This window comes from Amycolatopsis sp. M39 (assembly GCF_001651785.1).
Lineage (GTDB): Bacteria > Actinomycetota > Actinomycetes > Mycobacteriales > Pseudonocardiaceae > Amycolatopsis > Amycolatopsis rubida.
This window is the reverse complement of sequence record NZ_LWSF01000021.1, coordinates 73,402-93,462: the sequence shown is the minus strand read 5'-3', so window position 1 is coordinate 93,462 and position 20,061 is coordinate 73,402. Positions and strand designations below refer to the sequence as shown.

Annotated in this window: 19 protein-coding genes and 1 pseudogene; 13 read left to right on the top strand and 7 right to left on the bottom strand. The window is 68.5% G+C overall.

Annotated elements, in window-relative coordinates; all coding sequences use genetic code 11:
- From A4R44_RS51065 to A4R44_RS32940, 6 genes are all read left to right on the top strand, one after another.
- A partial coding sequence (locus tag A4R44_RS51065) for a GGDEF domain-containing protein (RefSeq protein ID WP_232791887.1) occupies positions 1-460 on the top strand: 460 nt, incomplete at its 5' end.
- Between the two features lie 38 nt (positions 461-498).
- Positions 499-1,554, top strand: a complete 1,056-nt coding sequence (locus A4R44_RS32960) for an NAD(P)-binding domain-containing protein (RefSeq protein WP_067589307.1) — start codon at positions 499-501, stop codon at positions 1,552-1,554.
- A 245-nt stretch (positions 1,555-1,799) separates the two neighbouring features.
- On the top strand, positions 1,800-3,443 hold the full coding sequence (locus A4R44_RS32955) for a discoidin domain-containing protein (protein ID WP_095213781.1): 1,644 nt from the start codon (positions 1,800-1,802) through the stop codon (positions 3,441-3,443).
- Between the two features lie 9 nt (positions 3,444-3,452).
- Entirely contained in the window at positions 3,453-4,688 is a 1,236-nt protein-coding gene (locus tag A4R44_RS32950) for an MFS transporter (RefSeq protein ID WP_067589305.1), read from the top strand.
- Positions 4,685-5,629 (top strand): PD40 domain-containing protein, encoded by a 945-nt coding sequence (locus A4R44_RS32945; protein ID WP_067589303.1) that lies wholly within the window; start codon positions 4,685-4,687, stop codon positions 5,627-5,629. Before A4R44_RS32950 ends, A4R44_RS32945 begins: the two co-directional genes overlap by 4 nt.
- A gap of 67 nt (positions 5,630-5,696) precedes the next feature.
- Positions 5,697-6,512 carry an alpha/beta fold hydrolase gene (locus A4R44_RS32940; protein ID WP_067589301.1) on the top strand — a complete coding sequence of 272 codons (816 nt, stop codon included), beginning with the start codon at positions 5,697-5,699 and terminating at the stop codon, positions 6,510-6,512.
- A gap of 1 nt (position 6,513) precedes the next feature.
- Here the strand turns inward: A4R44_RS32940 and A4R44_RS32935 are convergent, their stop codons facing one another.
- Genes A4R44_RS32935 through A4R44_RS32920 form a run of 4 tightly spaced genes read right to left on the bottom strand, consistent with a single transcriptional unit; the run spans position 6,514 to position 10,215 of the window.
- Positions 6,514-7,290, bottom strand: coding sequence for an ATP-binding cassette domain-containing protein (locus A4R44_RS32935; protein ID WP_067589299.1), 777 nt, complete (start codon positions 7,288-7,290; stop codon positions 6,514-6,516).
- Positions 7,287-8,315, bottom strand: a complete 1,029-nt coding sequence (locus A4R44_RS32930) for an ABC transporter permease (RefSeq protein WP_067589297.1) — start codon at positions 8,313-8,315, stop codon at positions 7,287-7,289. The genes A4R44_RS32935 and A4R44_RS32930 overlap by 4 nt, the downstream gene beginning before the upstream one ends.
- Positions 8,312-9,313, bottom strand: a complete 1,002-nt coding sequence (locus A4R44_RS32925; RefSeq protein WP_067589295.1) for a sugar ABC transporter substrate-binding protein — start codon at positions 9,311-9,313, stop codon at positions 8,312-8,314. Before A4R44_RS32925 ends, A4R44_RS32930 begins: the two co-directional genes overlap by 4 nt.
- Before the next feature lie 29 nt (positions 9,314-9,342).
- Positions 9,343-10,215 carry a sugar phosphate isomerase/epimerase gene (locus A4R44_RS32920; protein WP_067589293.1) on the bottom strand — a complete coding sequence of 291 codons (873 nt, stop codon included), beginning with the start codon at positions 10,213-10,215 and terminating at the stop codon, positions 9,343-9,345.
- Between the two features lie 99 nt (positions 10,216-10,314).
- Between A4R44_RS32920 and A4R44_RS32915 the strand changes: the two genes are divergently transcribed.
- Both A4R44_RS32915 and A4R44_RS32910 read left to right on the top strand, forming a co-directional pair.
- Positions 10,315-11,325 carry a LacI family DNA-binding transcriptional regulator gene (locus A4R44_RS32915; protein ID WP_067589291.1) on the top strand — a complete coding sequence of 337 codons (1,011 nt, stop codon included), beginning with the start codon at positions 10,315-10,317 and terminating at the stop codon, positions 11,323-11,325.
- Positions 11,322-12,323 (top strand): Gfo/Idh/MocA family oxidoreductase, encoded by a 1,002-nt coding sequence (locus A4R44_RS32910; protein WP_067589289.1) that lies wholly within the window; start codon positions 11,322-11,324, stop codon positions 12,321-12,323. Before A4R44_RS32915 ends, A4R44_RS32910 begins: the two co-directional genes overlap by 4 nt.
- A 1-nt stretch (position 12,324) precedes the next feature.
- Here the strand turns inward: A4R44_RS32910 and A4R44_RS32905 are convergent, their stop codons facing one another.
- Together A4R44_RS32905 and A4R44_RS32900 are read right to left on the bottom strand one after the other, a co-directional pair.
- Entirely contained in the window at positions 12,325-12,720 is a 396-nt protein-coding gene (locus A4R44_RS32905; RefSeq protein ID WP_232791886.1) for a hypothetical protein, read from the bottom strand.
- A gap of 456 nt (positions 12,721-13,176) precedes the next feature.
- Positions 13,177-13,773: a TetR/AcrR family transcriptional regulator gene (locus tag A4R44_RS32900; protein ID WP_067589287.1), complete on the bottom strand. Its 597-nt coding sequence runs from the start codon at positions 13,771-13,773 to the stop codon at positions 13,177-13,179.
- A gap of 61 nt (positions 13,774-13,834) precedes the next feature.
- Between A4R44_RS32900 and A4R44_RS32895 the strand changes: the two genes are divergently transcribed.
- On the top strand, positions 13,835-14,494 hold the full coding sequence (locus A4R44_RS32895) for an SDR family NAD(P)-dependent oxidoreductase (RefSeq protein WP_093577187.1): 660 nt from the start codon (positions 13,835-13,837) through the stop codon (positions 14,492-14,494).
- Positions 14,495-14,547: 53 nt separating this feature from the next.
- A complete protein-coding gene (locus A4R44_RS32890; protein ID WP_232791885.1) occupies positions 14,548-15,051 on the top strand; it encodes a GNAT family N-acetyltransferase in 504 nt (167 codons plus the stop codon).
- 172 nt (positions 15,052-15,223) lie between these two features.
- Here A4R44_RS32890 and asnB read toward each other — a convergent pair whose 3' ends face one another.
- The gene (asnB, locus tag A4R44_RS32885; protein WP_067589281.1) at positions 15,224-17,065 is read right to left on the bottom strand and encodes an asparagine synthase (glutamine-hydrolyzing); all 1,842 of its coding nucleotides are present in this window, start codon (positions 17,063-17,065) and stop codon (positions 15,224-15,226) included.
- Between the two features lie 424 nt (positions 17,066-17,489).
- Between asnB and kdpF the strand changes: the two genes are divergently transcribed.
- The 3 genes and pseudogenes from kdpF to A4R44_RS51060 form a co-directional block, all read left to right on the top strand.
- Complete coding sequence (gene kdpF / locus A4R44_RS32880) at positions 17,490-17,591, top strand: K(+)-transporting ATPase subunit F (protein WP_037358287.1); 102 nt, start codon at positions 17,490-17,492, stop codon at positions 17,589-17,591.
- A 1-nt stretch (position 17,592) separates the two neighbouring features.
- Complete coding sequence (kdpA, locus tag A4R44_RS32875) at positions 17,593-19,254, top strand: potassium-transporting ATPase subunit KdpA (protein ID WP_067589279.1); 1,662 nt, start codon at positions 17,593-17,595, stop codon at positions 19,252-19,254.
- Positions 19,251-20,061 (top strand): annotated as a pseudogene (locus A4R44_RS51060) (potassium-transporting ATPase subunit B); the annotation flags it as partial. The gene kdpA and the pseudogene A4R44_RS51060, both read left to right, overlap by 4 nt.

Genomic DNA, 20,061 nt, shown 5'->3' with positions numbered 1-20,061 from the left:
GGGCTGGCACGAGCTGGCGACCCGCGAATTCACCCGGGCCCGGCGGCGCGGGACCGGCAGCGGGTTCGCCGTGCTGATGATCGATCTCGACCACTTCAAGCGCATCAACGACACGTACGGGCATCTCACCGGCGACGAGGTGCTGGCGGCGGTGGCGGTGGCGATCGAGGCTTCGGTGCGGCAAAGCGACACCGTCGGCCGGTTCGGCGGTGAGGAATTCGTGGTCCTGCTGCCCGCGACCGGCGACACGGACGTGCTCGGGATCGCCGAACGGGTGCGGGTCGCGGTGGGGGAGCTGACCGTCGCGGTGGGAGGTCCGCTGCGGATCAGCGGACTGTCGGTGTCCGTCGGGGTCGCGTGCTATCCGCAGGCGGGCAACACACTCGACGAGGTGCTGCGGTCGGCCGACGCCGCGCTGTACCGGGCGAAAGACGGCGGGCGGAACCGGGTGGCGGTCTGAGCCGGAAATACCAGGCGCGGGCAATTGTTGAACGTTGTATGAGCACTGCGGATCACGAGACCGACGTCGTGGTGATCGGGGCCGGGCAGGCCGGACTGTCGGCGGCGTATCACCTGCGCCGGGCCGGGTTCGCCAACGAACGCGGGTTCGTCGTGCTCGACCACGGCAAACGCGCGGGCGGGGCGTGGCAGTACCGGTGGCCGTCGCTGGTGGTCGGCAAGGTGCACGGGATCCACGACCTGCCGGGGATGGCGTTCGGGACCCCGGATCCGGCGCGTCCGGCGAGCGAGGCCGTGTCGGAGTACTTCGGGCGCTTCGAGAAGACGTATGACCTGCCGGTGCACCGTCCGGTCGACGTGACCGCGGTGCGGCGCGCGGGGGAGCGGCTGGTGGTCGAATCGCCCGCGGAGACGTGGGCGGCGCGCGCGGTGATCAGCGCGACCGGGACGTGGGATCGGCCGTTCTGGCCGCGTTACCCCGGCAGCTTCGCCGGACGGCAGCTGCACACGGCGGATTACCGCGGTGCCGAGGAATTTCGCGGCCGGCGCGTGGTTGTCGTCGGCGGCGGGACGTCGGCGGTGCAATTGCTGATGGAGATCGGTCCGGTCGCCCGTTCGACGGTGTGGGTGACGCGGCGTCCGCCGGTGTGGCGGGAGGAAGAGTTCAGCGAGGACTGGGGACGCATGGCGGTCGCGAAGGTCGACGAGCGGGTGCGGGCCGGGCTGCCGCCGGAGAGTGTCGTGAGCGTGACGGACCTGCCGGTGACGCCGCAGGTGCTCGCGGGCCGGGAGGCGGGATATCTCGACCGGCGGCCGATGTTCTCGCGCTTGGTCGCCGACGGGGTCGTCTGGGAGGACGGCGGCTTCGAGCCCGCGGACATGATCCTGTGGGCGACCGGGTTCCGCGCCTCGGTCGATCACCTGGCACCGCTGCGTCTGCGGACGCCCGGCGGCGGGATCCGGATGGACGGGACTCGCGTGGTCGCGGAGCCGCGGCTGCATCTGGTCGGGTACGGGCCTTCGGCCAGTACGGTGGGGGCGAACCGGGCCGGGCGCGCCGCGGTGCGGGAAGTGCGGCGGCTGCTGGAGCGCTGAAGGTCCGTGAGGGCCACCTTCACGGAATCTGATCCCCTCACGGACCTTCCGGAGGGCGAAGCGGGCGTTCCGGTGACCGGGGCGGCGAGCCGGGGGCTTGATCGTTTCACGGGCGTTCCGGGCTTGCCGGGAGAAACCGGGCCCGCTACTCTGCCGTTTTAGTTAGGAAACTTTCTTAACGCAACGAGACGCCGCAGAACCGTAACGCCGCCGCCCTGTTCCCGTCCGGCCCGAAGGAGTGCGACGTGTCCTCGTCCCGTGTCCGAAGTCTCGCCCGGTTCGCCTTGCCCGCGGCCGCAGTGGTGCTGCTGCCCGCCGCGGTCTCGCCCGCGCGCGACGCCAGTGCCGCTGCCGCCGATGTGCTGCTGTCCCAAGGGAAACCCGTCAGCACGTCCACGCTGGAGACGTCCGCGTTGAGCGGCGAGAACGCCGTCGACGGGAATCTCAAGACCCGCTGGGCCAGTGCGGTCAGCGCCGACGCGCAGTGGCTGCGCGTCGATCTCGGGCAGGCCGCCACGATCCACCGGGTGAAGCTCGACTGGGAAGCGGCCTACGCCAAGAAGTACCGCATCGAGATCTCCGACGACGGCGAGAACTTCAAGCCGGTCGCCACGATCACCAACGGCGACGGCGGCACCGACGATCTCACCGGGTTGTCCGGGCACGGCCGGTTCCTGCGCTTCGTCGGCACCCAGCGCGCCACGAAGTACGGCTACTCGCTGTGGGAGCTTCAGGCGTACGGCACGCCGGACTCGTCCGGCGACACCCAGCCGCCCACCGCTCCGTCGAATCTCGCCGCGGCTGAGATCGGCTCGAACAGCGTCGGGCTGACCTGGGCTGCCGCGACGGACAACGTCGGCGTCAGCGGGTATGAGGTGCTGCGGGACGGCAAGTCCGTCGCCACCAGCACGAGCACGTCCTACACTGACAATGGCCTTTCGCCGGACACCGGCTACACCTACACCGTCCGCGCGAAGGACGCCGCCGGCAACGCTTCGCCGGCCAGCGGCGCGGTCAAGGTGCACACGAAGCCGGGGACCGCGGGCAACACCTTCGTCCTCGCCGCGGCGGGCGACATCGCCGAGCAGTGCACGGCGAGCAGCTCCAGCTGCATCCACCCGAAGACCGCGAAGCTCGTCCAGCAGATGAACCCCGCCGCGGTGATCACCATGGGCGACAACCAGTACGACTCCGACGACGTCGGCCTGACCCTGCAGAACTTCAAGGACTACTACGACAAGACCTGGGGCAAGTTCAAAAGCATCACGCACCCGGTCCCCGGCAACCACGAGACCTACGACGACGACACGCCGTTCAAGGCCTACGAGCAGTACTTCGGCAAGATCGCCACGCCGAACGGAAAGCGGTACTACAGCTGGGAAATGGGCAACTGGCACTTCATCGCGCTCGACTCCAACGGCTTCGTCGACGACAAGGACGGCGGCGAGCTCAAGGACACCGAGCAGATGAACTGGATCAAGCAGGACCTGGCGAAGAACACCAAGGGCTGCGTCGCGGCGTACTACCACCATCCGCGGTGGAGCTCCGGCGACCACGGCGACGAGCGCGGGTCGAAGCAGCTGTGGGACCTGTTCGCGCAGAACAAGGTCGACCTGATCCTCAACGGCCACGACCACCACTACGAGCGCTTTTTCCCGCAGAACGCGAGCGGCAAATCGGATCCGGCCGGCCCGGTCGAGATCATCGGCGGCATGGGCGGGGCGAACCCGTACCCGATCCACACCCCGCACGCGACCACGGCGAAGCTGCTCAAGGACACCTTCGGCGTGCTGAAGCTGACGATGACCGACACCACGTTCTCCGAGCAGCTGATCGGTCTCGACGGCAAGGTCCAGGACAGCAGCCCGACCTACACCTGCCACAACTAGGGGCCGGGCATGTACATCGCGGCAAGCCGCAGTTCGGACGTCGCGGCGGGCACCGAGCGGAAGGCCGGCCTGCGCCGGGTGTCGGCGAACGTCGTCGCACTCGGCGCGGTCAGCCTGGTCACCGACATCTCCTCGGAGATGGTGACCGCGGTGCTCCCGCTGTATCTGGTGCTCGGCCTCGGGCTGAATCCGCTGCAGTTCGGCCTGCTCGACGGGCTCTACGCGGGGGCCACCGCCGTGGTCCGCGTGCTCGGCGGGCATCTGGCGGACCGGTGGCGGAGGCTCAAGGCCGTCGCCGGGTTCGGCTACGGCCTGTCCGCGGTGTGCAAGCTCGGCCTGGTCGCGGCCGGTTCGTCGGTCGCGGCGATCGGAGTGGTGCTCGCCGCCGACCGCACCGGCAAGGGGCTGCGCACCGCCCCGCGCGACGCGTTGATCTCGCTCAGCAGCGAGCCCCACACGCTCGGCCGGTCGTTCGGCGTGCATCGCGCGATGGACACCGTCGGCGCTTTCCTCGGCCCGCTCGTCGCGATGGCCGTGCTCGCGCTGAGCCTCGGCAGCTACACCTCGGTGTTCTTCACCAGCTTCTGCGTCGCGGCGATCGCGGTAATGCTCCTGGTGCTGTTCGTCGGTGACCACAAGCAGGAAATCGCCGACCGGGCCGCGGTGTCCGTGCGGGCGGCGTTCGGGCTGTTGCGCGAGCGGGGTTTCCGCCGCGTGGCGGTGTGGGCGGCGCTGCTCGGGTTCGTGACGCTCGGCGATTCCTTTGTGTACCTGGTGCTTCAGCGGCGGTGGGACGTCGCGGCGACCTTCTTCCCGCTGTTGCCGCTGGGCACCGCCGGGGTGTACCTGGTGCTGGCGGTTCCGCTGGGCAAGCTGGCCGACCGGATCGGTCGCTGGCCGGTGTTTCTCGGCGGGCACGTCGCGCTCGTCGCCGCGCTGGTCGCGTTGTGCGGGCCGGTGTCCGGATTCTGGCTCGCGGCTCTCGCGTTGGGGCTGCACGGCGTGTTCTACGCGGCTACCGACGGGGTTTTGATGGCCGCGGCCGGACCGTTGGTGCCCGCTGATCTCCGGGCGACCGGTCTCGCGGTGGTCCAAACTGGACAGGCTGCCGCCCGGATGCTTTCGTCTGTCCTCTTCGGACTTGCCTGGACGTTGTGGGATCTGCGGCCCGCAGTCCTCGTGGCGGCCGGAGCGCTCGCTGTCGTGGCGCTCGGCGCCGCTTTCGCAAGGCCGGTGCGCCCATGAAAAAGGTCCTTCTCGCTGTTGCCGGAACTGTGGTGCTCGCGGCCGCGGCGGTGGTCTACACGGTTGCCGCGCGGCCCAGTCCGGCTGAGCCCGCGAAGGTGGAGCACCTTTCGCTCGCGCCGGGGCAGCTGTTCTTTCGCAGCACGAAGACGGGCAACGTCGGCGTCGTTCCGCTCGCGAATCCTGGTGCCGCACCGAAGTTCAGCGATCTGAAGTGCGACCGGTTCGCCGTATCCGCGTCGACGGGGATGTGCCTCGCGGTGCGGCCCGGCACGCTGCCCGCGGTCAGCGATTTCAGCATCCTCGACCGCGATTTCGCCACCACGCACAAGGACTACCTGCCGGGGACGCCGAGCCGGGCGCGCGTTTCGCCGGACGGCAAGCGGGTGTACTGGACGGTGTTCGTCACCGGTGATTCCTATGCCGCTACCGGGTTTTCGACCCGCGCCGGGATTTACCAGCTGGACAACGGCGAGCTGGAGAAAACGATCGAAGAGATGCCGGTCCTGGTCGAGGGGAAACGGTACTTCTCCGCCGACGTCAACTACTGGGGCATCACGTTCAGCAAGGACGGCAAGCGGTTCTACTCGACGCTGGGCACCAAGGGCAAGACATACCTGATCGAAGGCGATTACGACACCTACCGCGGCAAAGCGCTGCGGGAAAACGTGGAATGCCCGTCGCTGTCGCCGGACGAAACGCGGATCGCGTTCAAGAAGAAGGTCGGCGAGGGCGTCTGGCGGCTGTCCGTGCTCGACCTCAAGACGATGCGGGAGACCGCGCTCGCCGAGCCCCGCAGCGTCGACGACCAAGCGCTCTGGCAGGACGACCACACGATTCTCTACGGCCTGGAGAACGCCGTGTGGTCGGTGCCCGCGGACGGGTCCGGGGCTCCGCGCAAGCTGGTCTCCGACGCCGCGTCGCCCGCCGTCACCAGCTGATTCGACATCTCTTTACGTCGTATAGTACCCTCGTGTCCGGCGATACTTTACGACGTAAAGAGATGAGATGGCTGAAGCGACTCTGCACGACGGAACGCGGATCGAAGCGCAGGTGCGCGGGGACGGGCCGGTGCTGCTGCTCCCGGTCGACCCCCGGCCTGCCGAAGGGCCGGAGGCCGAGGCGGCCCGGCAATGGGGCGCCGATCCGGAGCTGGGCCGTTCGCTGATCGAAGGATTCGCCGGGTTCCGGGTGGTGGCCTTCGACTACCAGGGGCACCGGATGGCGCATCCCGCCGAGCTGACGCCGGACGTCGTCGCGGCGGATTTCCTGGCCGTCGCGGACGCGGTCGGGGCGGAACGGTTCTCGTACTACGGGTACTCGTGGCTGGCGCTTTCCGGGTTGCAGCTGGCGTTGCGCACGGATCGGCTGGACGCGTTGGTGATGGGCGGCTATCCGCCGGTGGACGGCCCGTATGCGGCAATGCACGCGGTAACCCAGGCGACGCACGAGATGGCGCTGGCCGGGCCCACTGCTGAAGGCAAAGGCGAACCGGGGGATTGGGACTCGGTGGACGTCACGTTGTCCACCGGGCAGACGAAGCAGTTCGTGACGTTGTACGAGGCGTTGCAGGATTTCGACGATCGGGCGGTCGAGCTGTCGTGCCCGCGGTTGTGCTTCGCGGGTTCGGAGGATCGGATCGTGTACAGCGAGCGGTGGGGCGGGGTGACCGTCGACATCGCTGGGCCGCTGGTCCGCGAGCGCGCCGAACTGGAGGCGCGCGGGTGGACCGTCGAGGTGCTGGACGGGCTGGACCACATGAGCGCGATGCAGGCGGCCGCTGTGGTTCCGGTGGTGCGGCCTTGGCTGGAAAAAGTCTTGTGAGCTATTCGGCTTGCCGCAGCTCGTGTTCCAGCGCCTCCAGTTCCGCGCCCCCCGCCATCTGCCGCGTCAGCTCGGGCAGCTCGATCTCCGGCTTCTCGTAGGACCCGAGCGCCGTGCCGCGTTTGAGCAGCAGGAAGCGGTCGGCCACCGGGTACGCGTGGTGCGGGTTGTGCGTGATGAGGACGACGCCCAGGCCCCGGTCGCGGGCCTGGGCCACGTACTTCAGCACCACTCCGGCCTGCTTCACGCCCAGCGCGGCCGTCGGTTCGTCCAGGATCAGCACCTTCGCGCCGAAGTGGATGGCGCGGGCGATCGCGACGCACTGTCGTTCGCCGCCGGACAGCGTGCCGACCGGCTGCTCGACGTCGCGCAGGTCGATGCCGAGATCGGCGAGGGCTTTCTTGGTCAGCTCCCGGCCCGTGCGCCGGTCCAGCGCGCGGAACGGGCCGAACCCGACGGTCGGCTCGGAGCCGAGGAAGAAATTGCGCCAGACGCTCATCAGCGGCACCACCGCGAGGTCCTGGTACACCGTGGCGATTCCGCGGTCCAGCGCTTCCCGCGGCGAAGCGAACCGCACCGGCGCGCCTTCGACGAGGAACTCGCCTTCGTCGTGCTGGTGCACCCCGGCGAGGATCTTGATCAAAGTGGACTTTCCCGCGCCGTTGTCGCCCAGCACGCAGGTGACCTCGCCCGGATTGACCACAGTGGACACCTCGCGCAGCGCGACCACGGTGCCGTAACGCTTGCCGACATCCTTGACTTCGAGGAGAGCGTTCATCGCCGGACCCTTTCCGCGCGCCGCCGAAGAGCGTTGTTGACCAGGACCGCCGCCAGCAGCATGATCCCGAGGAACAGCATGAACCAGTCGTTGTCCCAGCCGGCGAACACGATGCCCTGGCGCGCCATGCCGAAGATCAGCGCGCCGATCGCCGCGCCGACGGCCGAGCCGAACCCGCCGGTCAGCAGGCAGCCGCCGATCACCGCCGCGATGATGTACTGGAATTCCAGCCCGATGCCCTGATTCGCCTGGACGCTCGCGAACCGCAGGATGTTGATCGAGCCGACGAGCCAGCCGGCCAGTGCGGTGCCCATGAACAGCAGGATTTTCGTGCGCACCACCGGAACGCCGGCCGAGCGGGCGCTCGTGGCGGAACCGCCGACCGCGAAGATCCAGTTGCCGAAGCGCGTGCGGACCAGCAGCCACGCGGCCACCGCGATCGCGCCGAGCCACCAGACGATGGAGATCTGGAACGGGGTGCCACCGACGTCCACTGTGGAGGCGAAGACGAAACCGGCGGAGGCGTAGCCGTCGGTCGAGCGCATGCCGGAGACCTGCACGGTGCCGGTCACCAGCCGGGTGACGCCGAGGTTCAAGCCTTGCAGGGCGAGGAAAGTGCCGAGGGTGACGATGAAGCTCGGCAGCCCGGTCTTCATCACGAGCCAGCCGTTGAACGCGCCGACCGTCAGCGCGAAGACCAGCGAGACGAGCAGCGCGAGCCACACGTTCCAGCCCGCTTGGGTGGCGAGGATCGCGGTGACCAGCGAGGTGGACGCGGTCAGCACGCCCGCCGACAGGTCGAACTCGCCGCCGACCATCAGCAGCGACACGGCCACCGCCATGATGCCCAGCGTCGCCGCGTCGTCCAGCCAGGTCGCGGCTCCGCTGGCGCTGAAGAACTTGTCGGACGCGAAGGTGAAGAACAGGAAGACCACGACCGCGCCGAGCAGTGCGCCGATCTCCGGGCGGATCACCAATCGGTCGGTCAGCCGCGGCTTCTCCAGCCGTTCGTCGAGGGTCGTCATCGGGTGCCCCTTCGCACGTACTGGCCGACCTTGTCCACTGTGGATTTGCCGACCAGGTCGGGTCCGGTGAGCACCGGTTTTCCGCCGCCGACGACGTTCGCGTTGTCCCGGTAGAGCTTCAGGAACTGCACCGGGAGATAGCCCTGTTCGTACTGCTGCTGGTCGACCGCGAAGAGCACCTCGCCCGCCTTGATCGCGGCCACCACGTCGGAGTTGAGGTCGAACGTGGCGACCTGCGCCTTCGAATTCACCGACTTGACCGCGCTCACCGCACGAGCCGCGACCTGCGAGTTCAGCGTGAGGACCGCGTCGATCGACGAATCGGCCTGGACCGCGCCTCGGATGCGGGACTCGGCGTCGGTCGGGTTGGAGATGTCCACTTGCAGCGTCTGCACGGTGCCGGCGAACCCGGTCTTCGCGCCGTCGCAACGCTGCGCCTGCCCGACGTTCCCGGCTTCGTGGATCACGCACAGGAGTTTGTGCTTGCCGAGTTCTTCGAACTTCTTCCCGGCCTCTTGCCCGGCGATCGACTCGTTCTGCCCGACGTGCGTGAGCGCGCCGTACGCCGCGCTCTTGTCCTCGCCGGAGTTGATGGTGATCACCGGGATCCCGGCACGTACCGCGGCCTCGATGGACGGACGCAGCGCCTCGGGATTCGCCATCGACACCACGAGCCCGCCGGTTTGTTGCGCGACTGCGTTGTCGATCAGCTTCGCCTGCGCACCGGGGTCGCCGTCGGAGGTGTATTCGACCTGGACGCCAAGATCTTTGCCCGCTTGTTCGGCGCCGTTCTTCACCACGTTCCAGAACGCGTCGCCCGCGGTGCCGTGGGTGATCACCGAGACCTTCAGCGGTCCGGACGGCGTCGGCGCGGCGCCGGGCGCGGTCGTCTTCGGTTCGGCGGCCGGACCGGTGCACGCCGCCAGCAGCAAGCCCGCGGCCAGCAGGCTCGCCACCGCGCGGCCGGAGCGTCGTGCGCGCTCCCAGCGATGGGACATCGTTGTCTCTCCTCGCTTGTTTTCCGACGTCAGCCGGTGATGGTGCGCAGATACGAAAGACTCGTCGCGACGTCGCGGCCAGGGCGGTCCACCGGGCTGTCGTCGCTCAGCGCGGTGTCCTGCTCCAGGACGTACCAGCCGTCGTAGCCTGCTTCGGCGACGGAGCGGACCATGGCTTCGATGTCCACGTCGCCCTCGCCGAGCGGCACGTAGAGACCCTTGCCGACAGCTTCGGCGTACGGCAGTTCGCCTGCTCGGACGGCATTCGCCAGTTCGCCGCGGACGTCCTTGAGATGCAGATGCCCGATCCGCCGCGGATGCCGCCGGGCGAGCGCGACCGGGTCGGTGCCGCCGATCATCAGGTGGCCGGTGTCCAGGCAGAGTTGGAGATCCGAGCCGGCGAGGAGACGTTCGACCTCGGCCCGCGTTTCCACGTGCGTGCCGACGTGCGGGTGCAAGACGGTTCGGAGGCCGTGTTTTGCCGCTAGGTCGCGGATCTTGCCTGCCGTGCGGACCAAAGTGGACCATTCGGCGTCGGTGAGGATGGGCCGTTCGTCGTAACCGTCGAGGCCGGTCGCGGCCGCGAGGACGAGCATGCCGCCGCCGCAAGCCGCGAAGAGCGCGGCCGAGTCTTCCGCTTCGGCGATGGCCGCGTCCGGATTCTCGTGCAGCGGTACGGCCAGGAAGCCGCCGACGAGGTCGAGCCGGTGGCTTTCCAGCAGCTTCCTCAGCTCGGCCGGTTCGCGCGGCAGATAGCCGGGCGGGCCCAATTCTGTTGCGGTGACGCCCAACGCGGCCATCTCGCCGAGCACCGCCGGGGCTTCGAGCACCCGGCCCCAGCCGGGAACCTCGCAGACTCCCCACGAGATCGGGGCGGCGGCGACGCGGATCTTCGCGGTCATGGATCCCTCTCCGGTCGGGGGACGGGCCCTTGATTAGAGCGCTCCAAGCTTGTAGCGTCCGACCCGTCGCGTCAAGCGCTTCTCCGGGGAGGTTTCGCGATGGGGAAGCCCACCATGGAGGACGTCGCCGCGCGAGCCGGGGTCTCCCGGGCACTGGTTTCGCTGGTGATGCGCAACGCGCCGAACGTCTCGGCGCGGCGACGCGCGGCGGTGGTGAAAGCGGCCGAGGAGCTGGGCTATTCGCCGCACGTGATGGCGCGGTCGCTGGCGAGCCGGACGTCGACGGTGCTCGGTGTGATGGTGAACGACCTGCGCAACGCCTTCTTCGCCGACGTGGTGGAAGGGCTGGACGCGGCGGCCCAAGCGGCCGGTTTCGACTTGATCCTCAACACCGGCGGGCGGATGCCTTCCCGGGAGGGTGCGGCGTTGCGCAGTCTTCTGTCGTTCCGCCCGGCTGGCGTCGTGTTGTTGTCGCCGGTGGTTCCGGCCGCCGCGATCGAGGCTGCGGCACGGCAGTGTCCGGTAGTGTTGGTGTCCCGGACTTCTCGGTTGTCCACTGTGGATACCGTGAACGACGACGGCGAGGCTGGCGCGGCGTTGGCGGTGGAGCACCTGGTCCAGCTGGGACATCGCCGGATCGCGCACCTCGACGGCGGAGGAGCGGCCGGTGCCGCGGCCCGGCGACGAGGTTTCCGGCAGGCGATGCGGGCGCACGCTCTGGAGCCGATCGTGGTGCGCAGCGAACACACCGACACTGCGGGCGAGAAAGCCGTGCGAGAATTGCTGTCCTCGTATTCTCCGGCACCGACCGCGCTGCTGGCAGGCAACGACTTCAACGCGGTCGGCGCGATCTCGGCGCTTGAGGAACACGGGTTGCGGGTGCCGGCGGATGTTTCGGTGGTCGGCTACGACAACACGTCCTTGGCTTCCTTGCGGCACATTTCACTGACCACAGTGGACCAGCCGCGCGCGGAAATGGCGCGACTGGCTTTCGACGCGCTATTGGAGCGCGTACGCGGTGAACGCACTGAACCGGTGCGGCATCTGCTTCATCCGTCCCTGGTCGTGCGGGAGACCACGGGGCCTGGCTCAGGGGAGGCGCAGCGATGAGGGTGGGACTGGCGGGGGCCGGACGGATCGGTGCCGCGCACGCGGAAACACTCGCGGGATTCGACGAGGTCGCGTCGGTGGTGGTCGCGGACGTGGATCCCGCGCGAGCCCAGTCGGTCGCCGGTCGGCTCGGCGTCGAGGCGGCCGGAGGCATCGACGCGCTGTTCCGGTCTGGTCTCGACGGCCTGGTCGTCGCGGCGGCCACGGACGCGCATCCGGAGCTGATCATCCAGGCGGTCGACGCACGGGTGCCGGTGTTCTGCGAGAAGCCGGTCGCCGCGGACATCCCCGGCACGCTCGCGGTGATCGACCGGATCGCGCACTCGGAGGTCCCGGTGCAGATCGGCTTCCAGCGCCGGTTCGACGCGGGCTACCAGGCCGCGCGGGTCGCGGTGGAGAGCGGTGAACTGGGCTGGCTGCACAGCGTCCGGGCGACCACCTTGGACCCGGCGCCGCCGCCCGCCGCCTACGTCGCGCATTCCGGTGGTCTGTTCCGGGACTGCGGGGTGCACGACTTCGACATCCTCCGGTGGGTGACCGGCCGGGAGGTCGAGGAGGTTTTCGCCTTGGGGCGCAACAAAGGCGAGCAGTTCTTCGCGGATGCCGGGGATGTCGACACCGCAGCTGTCGCGATGACTCTCGACGACGGAACCCTGGCGACGGTCTCGCTGACGCGCTACAACGGCGCGGGCTACGACGTGCGTTTCGAGGCCCTCGGTTCGCTGGGCAACGCCGTGGTGGGCTTGGACGAGCAGGCTCCGCTGCGGTCGGTGGAGCCGGGCTTCGGGCCGTTGCCGGGACCCGCGTATCCAGGGTTCATGGAGCGCTTCCGGACGGCTTATGCCGCTGAGCTGCGGGCGTTCCTGGATGTTGCCGCCCGGCGGATCCCGTCGCCTGCCGGGGCGGCGGATGCGTTGGAGGCGTTCTACATCGCGGAGGCGTGCGAGGTCTCGCGGAGGGAGAACCGCCCGGTGCGGGTCGCGGAGGTGCGGCGATAGGTCAGGGTTTCGGGAAGTAGGCGACCACCTCGGCCAGAGCGTCGAGTTCTTCGGCATCGAAGCGACCGGTGGCGGTGTCTGCCTCGCCGATGACCATCGTCCGCCCGCGCGGCCTCGCGTGGTAGTGGTGGCCGGTGAAGCGGAAGCCGGCCAATCCGAGGAGCGCGCCGCCGAGCGGAGTCACATCGCCGTTGTCTTGCACCTGCTCGACCCGCTCGAAGGCCACGGCGTCTTTTTTGGTGCGGAAGCCGATCCAGGCTACGGAAAGCACCGCCGCGTTGCCGTGGCCGTCGCCGACTGCGTACAACCGCATGACGAGCGAAGTGCACGGGGTGCGGAGGAAGAATTCCTGCACCTTGCCCGTCGAATTGAGCAGGCACTTCAGGTCGCGTTTCACCGTCCGCTTCAGCTCTTTGAGCTTGAACCTGCTGAATGTTTCGGCTGATTTCCCTCGCTGGGCGGATTTCCGGCCCTCGGTTTTCCTGGCCGAGGGAGAACGGCCGGGCAGCGAATCGACGACGTCCCCGCGAGGTTGCCGGGCAGTGCCTCCGCGGCGACACCCGCGCCTCCCTCTACCGCGGCACCGCCGCCGAATGCGGTGACCCCACCTGCACCGATGACCGCGGCGACTCCCGCCGCGACGATTGCCCCGCCGCCGCGGCGCCCTCGCCCGTCGCCGTTGGGAATGCGGCGCCTGCGGCCGAATTCGTCCGTGTACCAGTCGTCTGCCATGCCAGCGATCCCCTCCGTGCCCCTCGATCGGCTGTGCGCGGAGAAAATCCAACTCCGAACAAGGCACGGAACGACACGGAACCTGGCAGGTTCACCTGAATGTCGGAATCCGCTGGTTAAGTCAGCCTCGCGGGCGAAGCAGCTTCTCCGCCAACGTATCCGCCAAGTCCCGCGGTACCGAATCCCCGGTTAGTGCGCTGTAGACAATCGGCCCGAGCAGAGCGGCCATGGTGGCTTCCGGATCCAGCACCGGAGAAATCTCGCCCGCCTCGGCGGCCCGCGTCAGCATCTCGCGCTCGGCGATCTGCCGCGGCTCCAGGTAACGCTCGTGGAACCGTGCGGCAGTCCCCGCGTCGTGCTGCGCTTCGGCCAGCAAGGTGAGCAGACACCTGCCCGCCGGGTCTTCGGCGAGGAAGTGCGCGAAGTCGCGGAGGTAGGCCCGGATGCTGTCGGCAGTCGGGAGTTCCGTCGGCACCGGCAGGCGCTTCTCGCTGTCCTCGATCAGCGTGTCCAGCAGGATTTCGACCTTCGACGGCCACCAGCGGTAGATCGTCTGCTTCGCGACGCCGGCCCGGCGCGCGATCGCTTCGACGGTCAGTGCGCTGAAGCCGTGCTCGACCAGCAGGTCGTCGGCGGCGTGGAGCACCGCCAGGCGCGCGGACTCGTCGCGCCGGTTGCCGGAGCGTGCCCTGCGGGGCTGGGAATTGACTGCGGGCATACCGGGCACCTTACCGTGCTACTGTCTAGACGTGACGTTGCGTCTAAACAAAGGAGGGGTCATGGCGGTACGCCGGGCATTGGTGGTCGGGGCTTCACGGGGCTTGGGATTGGTGCTGGTCACGGAGTTGGACCGGCGCGGGTGGGAGGTCATCGCGACGACCCGCGACGGATCGGTGCCACGGGAGGGAATGCGGACCGAGCAGCTGGAGATGACCGACGACGCACAGATCGCCGCGCTGCGCGAGAGAGTGGACGGTCCGCTCGATCTGCTCTTCGTGAACGCGGCGATCGACCGAGGGAATCTGCCGATCAGCGAAGTGCCCGCCGAGATGTTCGCCGAAGTGATGATCACCAATGCGTTGGGCCCGTTGAGAGTCCTCGAAGGACTGCACGATCTGGTCGCGCCGGGCGGCACGGTCGCGGTGATGTCGTCTGAACAGGGCAGTATCTCGATGAACGTCGAGCCCGGATACGAGCTGTACAAGGCGAGCAAGGCCGCGCTCAACCAGCTCATGCGCAGTTACGCCACTCGCCACGAGGCGGACGGGCGCACCGCATTGCTCATCGACCCCGGCCACAACCGGACGCGGCTCGGCGGTCCGGACGCGCCGTTGCTGCCGGAGGAAAGCGTGCCCGCGGTCGTTGACGTGCTGGAAGCGCGGGCAGGCGAGCCGGGGTTGCGGTTTCTCGACCGCTTCGGCAAGCCGGTTCCCTGGTAACGACTGTGCCGATCGGGTAGCGCGGGACGGCCTCGCGTGCCAAGCTGCGGGGCGTGCCTGGATCCGGAGAATCCGAGATCGTGCTGATCCCGCTCGACGAGCCGGGGCTGGAGCGGCTTCTGGAAGCCGCGGTGGCCGACGCCGAACCGGCCGAGGTCATGCCGCCGGTGGAAGGTCCCGCTGGCTGGACCGAAGCCCGCCGCGAAGCGTTTCTCGCGTTTCACCGCCGACGATCGCTCAATCCGGACACCGCCATCGAAACGACGTGGGTCGTGGAAGTCGACGGCCGCGTCCGCGGGGCGGCCCGGCTGCGGCCGGTGTCCGGACGGGCCGCGCTGGAGGTCGAGGCCGGGGTGTGGCTGGGCCGGTCGGCGCGTGGACGCGGGATCGGCCGCAAGGTGACCGCGGTACTGCTGGACGCGGCCCGCGACGGCGGCGCGGCGAAGTTCGTCGCGACGACCACTGTGGACAATGCGGCGGCACAGCGGCTGCTGAGCGGGGCCGGTGCGGAACTCGACGTCCGCGGCACGGAGATCGACGCGCACCTGGACTTCTGACCGCGTCCTCCCGCAAGCGCCCCAACGAGGCGGCCCTGCCCGCTGGTCCCAGCCGGGCCAGTGCGAACGTAGGTGAGGGGAACCGTGAGGGAATCAGATTCCCTCACGGTTCCCCTCACCTACGCCAGCGGGACCACGCGGTCCGGCCGGATGCTCGCGGGCGAGCGGCGGGTCAGGTGAGTTCCAGCTCCGGCGAGTACATGTCGAACCAATGGTGCAGGTCCAGCGCCCGGTCCATGCCGACCCGCTGCGCCTGGCTGATCGCCGCCGGGTCGGTCTCCGCCGACTGCCGCAGCCACTCCCGGCTGACCATCTGGAACACCGGATTGTCCTTCTGCGCCAAGGCTTCCTTGATCTGCTGCTGCAACGCGATCGCGTACCCCGGGTCCTGAGTGGAGGGATACGGGCTCTTCACCCGGTCCCGCACCGACGCGGGCAGCACGTGCTTCGTCGCGTGCCGCAGCAAGCTCTTTTCCCGGCCGTCGTAGGTCTTCAGCGACCACGGCGTGTTGTAGACGTACTCCACGAGCCGGTGGTCGCAGAACGGCACGCGCACTTCCAGGCCCACCGCCATCGACATGCGGTCCTTGCGGTCGAGCAGCTGCCGCACGAAGCGGGTCAGGTGGAGGTTGCAGATGACCCGCATCCGCGACTCCCGCTCGGATTCGCCGTCCAGCAAGTCCACTTGGGACACCGCGGTGCGGTACTGGTCGTCGATGTAGGAATCCAGGTCGAGCTTCGCGGCGAGGCCGGGTTCGAGCAGCGAACCGCGGTTCTCCATCAGGCTGTTGCGGAACGCCAGCCAGGGGAAGGTGTCCGATTTCACCGCGGTCTCGTCGTGGAACCAGCGGTACCCGCCGAACACCTCGTCGGCCGATTCGCCGGACAGCGCGACCGTCGATTCCGCCCGGATCGCCTTGAACAGCAAGTACAGCGACGTGTCCATGTCGCCGAGACCGGACGGGATGTCCCTGGCGCGCAGCACCTTGCGGCGCACCTCCGGGTCGCTCAGGTCGGCCGGGTTCAGCATCACGTCCTGGTGTGCGGAACCGACGAGCTTGGCGACGTCGCGGATGTAGGGCGAGTCGGGGGTGTCGCGCATTTCGTCCGGCTGGAAGTTCTCCTCCTGCCCGAAGAAGTCGACCGAGAAGGTGCGCAGCTGCTCGCCTTCTTCGGACAGCCGCGCGGCGGCCAGGCCGGTGACCGCGCTCGAATCGAGGCCGCCGGACAGCAGCACGCAGCGCGGGACGTCGGCGACCAGTTGCCGGTGGACGATGTCGGTCATCAGCTCGCGCACGCGCTCGACCGTCGTCTCCTGGTCGTCGGTGTGCTCCTTCGCGTCGAGCTTCCAGTAGGTGCGGGTGTTGATGCCCTCGCGGGTCACCGTCACGACGGTGGCCGGGTCGACCTCGTACATGTCCTTCCACAGCGACCAGCCCGGCCGCTTCGTGAAGCCCATCAGCTCGCGCAGGCCGTCGCTGTCGACCACCTTGCGCGCCAACGGGTTCGCCAGGATCGCCTTCGGCTCGGAACCGAACAGGACGCCGTCGCGGGTGGGGTAGTAGTAGAACGGCTTGATGCCCATCCGGTCGCGGATCATCACGAGCTTCTGGTCGCGTTCGTCCCAGATCGCGAACGCGTACATGCCGTTGAGGTGGTCCACGACCTCGGTGCCCCATTGCAGGTAGCCGTGCAGCACGACTTCGGTGTCGCTGTCGGTCTCCCAGCGGTGGCCCAGTTTGGTGAGTTCTTCACGAAGTTCGGAGAAGTTGTACGCCTCGCCGCTGTAGACCATCGCGACTTCGCCGTTCGGGGTCTTGACGCTCATCGGCTGGCGTCCGCCCGGCAGGTCGATGATGGCGAGCCGGCGGTGCCCCAGAGCGACGGAGCGACGGACCCAGGTTCCGCGGTCGTCGGGTCCTCGGCAGGCCATGGTTTCGGTCATCGCGTCCGCGATCTCCTGCTGCTGCGTGAGATCGGTGTCGTAGGAAACCCAGCCCGCGATTCCGCACATACGAGACCTCCCGGAGTTAGTTAGTTAGTTGCTACAACTATTGGTTACTCAGGTGTAACACGGACCCCCGATCGTTGTCTGCCCGAATTGCACTCTCTGTCCTTGATCCGCTACCAGCTGTGCCGCAAGTCACCCACCAACTACGGAAAGTCACGTGGCCCCGCTAACCCGGATGGCGCTTGACGCAGTGGCCCGGGTCACCAGCCGTCAAGATCGCGTAAACGGCCCCAGGTCGCGGCGTCAAGGAGGCGTCAGGCGCGGGTGCTCACCCTCCGCGACGACCGCACAGTGGCTCTCGACCGACGGTCATCCCATGCCGGGTGACCCTTCCTGAGAGGTGCCTCGTGGCGGATTTGCTGTACGCCCTATTGCTCATCGGCGTGTTCGTGGTGCTCGCCGGTGTCCTGCGCGGGCTGGAGAAGCTGTGAGCGGCGCGGGCACCGTGGCCAACATCGTCGGCGGACTGCTGGCGCTCGGCCTTCTCGGCTACCTGTTCGTCGCCCTCGTGAGGCCGGAGAAATTCTGAGATGAGTGACGTCGCGGCCGGCTTCCTGCAAGCCGGCGTGCTCCTGGTCGCCCTCGCGGTGGTCTACAAACCCCTCGGCGACTACCTCGCCCGCGTCTTCTCCGCCGAGAAGCACCTGCGGGTCGAGAAAGCCCTGTACAAAATCGTCCGGGTCGATCCGGACACCGAACAGCACTGGAAGACCTACGCCTCGGGCGTGCTCGGCTTCTCGTTCGTCTCGGTGATCCTGCTGTACCTGCTGCAGCGGCTGCAATCGATCCTGCCGTGGAACTTCGGCCGCGGGCCGGTGTCGCCCGCCGTCGCGTTCAACACCGCGGTTTCCTTCGTGACCAACACGAACTGGCAGTCCTACACGCCCGAAACGACCATGGGCCACTTCGTCCAGATGGCCGGGCTCACCGTGCAGAACTTCCTCTCCGCGGGCGTCGGGCTCGCCGTGGCGATCGCGGTGACCCGCGGGTTCATCCGCTCGCGCACCGACCGGCTTGGCAACTTCTGGGTCGACCTGACCCGCGGCACGATCCGCGTGCTGCTGCCGATGGCGTTCGTGTTCGCGCTCGTCCTCGTGGCGCTCGGCGTCGTGCAGAGCCTGCGCTCCGGCGTCGCGGTGACGAACCCGGACGGCAGCCGCAGCACGATCGCGCTGGCCCCGGCGGCGAGCCAGGAAGTGATCAAGGAACTCGGCACGAACGGCGGCGGCATCTTCAACGCCAACTCCGCGCATCCGTTCGAGAACCCGAACGTCTGGACCAACGTCATCGAGATGTTCCTGATCCTGGTGATCCCGGTCTGCCTCACCCGTGCCTTCGGGCGAATGGTGGGCAACCGCAAGCAGGGCTACGTCCTGCTGTCGGTGATGGCCGGTCTGTGGACGGCGATGCTCGCGGTGATCTGGACCTCCGAGGCGCGCACGAACAGCCCGGCGGCGCTGGCCGCGGGGGCGAATCTCGAAGGCAAGGAACAGCGGTTCGGGATCGGCGGCACGTCGCTGTTCGCCGACACCACTACCGGCACTTCGACCGGTGCGGTGAACGGCGCGCACGACAGCCTCTCCGGGCTCGGCGGCGGGGGGACGCTGCTGAACATGCTGTTCGGCGAGGTTTCGCCGGGCGGTGTCGGCACCGGGCTGTACGGGATTCTCGTGATGGCCGTGATCGCGATGTTCCTGGCCGGGCTGATGGTCGGGCGCACGCCGGAGTACCTGGGCAAGAAGCTCGGCAAGCGCGAGGTCACCTGCGCGGCGATCTCGATGCTGGCGATGCCCGTCGTGGTGCTGCTCGGGTCCGGCATCGCCTTGATGATCCCGGGCACGCGCGACGCGCTCGGCAACCCGGGCCCGCACGGACTGTCGGAAGTCCTGTACGGCTACGCGTCCACCGGCAACAACAACGGCAGCGCGTTCGGCGGCCTCACCGCGACCAGCGACTGGTTCCAGGCGTCGTTCTCGGTGGCCATGCTGCTCGGCCGGTTCGTGCCCATCGTCGCGGTGCTCTGCCTGGCCGGTTCGCTTGCCGCGCAGAAGAAAGTTCCCGAAACCTCGGGCACGCTGCCCACCACCGGGCCGCTGTTCGGGACGTTGCTGACCGGCACCGTCGTCCTCGTCGCGGCCCTCACGTTCATCCCGGCGCTCGCGCTGGGGCCCATCGCGGAGGCGTTGGCATGACCATCACGCAAGAGCGGACTCCGGAAGAGGAGACGCGGCACCATGTCGAAAACGCTGGCAGAGTCGGAGCCGGGGTCTTCAGCCCGAAGCAGTTGTGGTCGTCCATGCCGGACGCGCTGCGCAAGCTGAACCCGCGCCATCAGCTCAAAAACCCGGTGATGTTCGTGGTGTGGGCCGGTTCGGTCCTGACCACCGTCTTCGCGATCACTGACCCGAGCGTGTTCTCCATCCTCATCGCGGTGTGGCTGTGGTTCACCGTCGTGTTCGCGAACCTGGCCGAGGCCGTCGCCGAGGGCCGGGGCAAGGCGCAGGCGGAATCGTTGCGGCGGACCAAAAAGGAGACCGTCGCGCGGCGGCTCACCGAGGACGGCTCCGAGGAGCAGGTACCCGGTGTGGATCTGCGCGTCGGCGACCGGGTGGTGGTCGAGGCCGGACAGGTGATCCCGGGTGATGGCGACGTCGTCGAAGGCATCGCGACGGTCGACGAATCGGCGATCACCGGCGAGTCCGCTCCGGTGATCCGCGAGTCCGGCGGCGACCGTTCGGCGGTCACCGGCGGCACCACGGTGCTGAGCGACCGGATCGTGGTGCGGATCAGCACCAAGCCCGGCGAGTCCTTTGTGGACCGGATGATCGCGTTGGTGGAAGGCGCTTCCCGGCAGAAGACGCCGAACGAGATCGCGCTGACCATCCTGCTGTCCACGCTGACCATCATCTTCCTGCTCGCCGTCGTGGCCCTGCAGCCGATGGCGGCCTACTCCGGCAGCGAGCAGCCGGTGATCGTGCTGACCGCGCTGCTGGTCTGCC